The following is a 1384-nucleotide window of genomic DNA, read 5'->3' as shown; positions in this document are numbered from 1 at the left end:
GGCACTGTCAAGTCTTTTCTGTAAATTCTCATCAGGGCACTATTCTCAATGGATTTCATGAATCCGATTACGCTGCAATCCTTTGAAGCCTTGATGCACGTATCTTCGCAAGGATTGCCTTTGCCTCTTTGCTCATGCTCACTCCATTCCAGTTAAGTTCATTGAGCTGCCAATACACCATGGTGAGTGCCCGCTCTTCATTGTAAAACCTGCCTGCCGTTCTTATCCTTCGCTTCACCTCCTTGAAACTCCGCTCCACAACATTTGTCGTCCGTATGCGTTTCCAGTGCACGTAAGGATACCTGTAATATGTCAAACAGTTCTCTATATCATCCGTGAGACACTCCACTGCTGAAGGATATTTCATGCTCCACTTCTTTTTAAACATTTCTACGGCTTCTTTGGCGTGCTCATAGGTCGAGGCGTAAAATACCTTTCGCACCGACTCCTTCACCGAAACCTTATCTTGTTCAAGCACTTTGTCCAGCACGTTTTCAGTCCTGTGCTTGGTGCAGCGCTGTTTATCAGATTCGGGAAAGACTTCATCTACTGCCTTGATGAGTCCGGGACAGCCGTCAATGATTGTGAGCATCGGCTCGCTCATTCCTCTCTTTATGAGATCCTCCAGAAATCCCTTCCATGCATTGTATGATTCACGGTTGCCGAGAGATACGCTCACCAGTTCCCGGCTGCCGTCCTCCAGAAATGCCCACGCTACCAGCACCGCTTCTTTCTCCCTCGTCTCTGCTCTAATACCCAGCCGTATACCGTCAAGTATGAGATACACAGGTTTCAGCGTCGACAAGTCTCTCTTCTTCCAAACATTGAATTCCTCTACGATCCTGCCGCTGATCCTCATAACGTTCTGGTGGCTTAGCCCCTTTTTCCCTATGAGTTTGCCCACAGCTTTCTTTACTTTTCTTGTCGATAGTCCGTTCATGTATAACAAGGGAATGATTTCCTGTACTTCATCCATCTGCGTGACGCGGGGCGGCAGTATCCGGGAATGAAACGGACCCCCTGCGTCTCTTGCCTGCGGCATTCGTATCCTTATATCGCCGCTGCCGATCTTTACCGTCCTTGGTTTAGTACCGTTACGCCTCCCTCTCGCCGACGCGGTCCTTTCGTAGTGATCCCTTGCAAGGTACGCTGTGATTTCTTCCTCCACGGCCACCTGCAGCATCATCTTCGCGCCCATCCTCGTCAGTTCCGCCAACGACGGCATTACTATAAACTCCTCAAAATTCTCTTCAATGACTTTTTTTGCCTTCTTTGATAAACTCTTCTTCACGGGTATAATTCTCCTTTCTCTCCTTGAGAGATTGTTTTTTGCCAATGAGAATTATACCCTGATTCATATTTACAGAATTGATGTTAACCTATC

At 47.5% G+C, this 1384-nt stretch carries 1 protein-coding gene; it reads right to left on the bottom strand.

Going from position 1 to position 1384, the window contains the following annotated elements; translation table 11 throughout:
- Positions 1 to 67: 67 nt before the first annotated feature.
- A complete protein-coding gene (locus tag AB1552_14415; GenBank protein ID MEW6054952.1) occupies positions 68 to 1291 on the bottom strand; it encodes an IS256 family transposase in 1224 nt (407 codons plus the stop codon).
- Between the last annotated feature and the right edge of the window lie 93 nt (positions 1292 to 1384).

Source organism: Nitrospirota bacterium (genome assembly GCA_040754395.1).
GTDB lineage: Bacteria > Nitrospirota > Thermodesulfovibrionia > Thermodesulfovibrionales > SM23-35 > JBFMCL01.
This window is presented reverse-complemented; position numbering and strand designations above follow the sequence as displayed.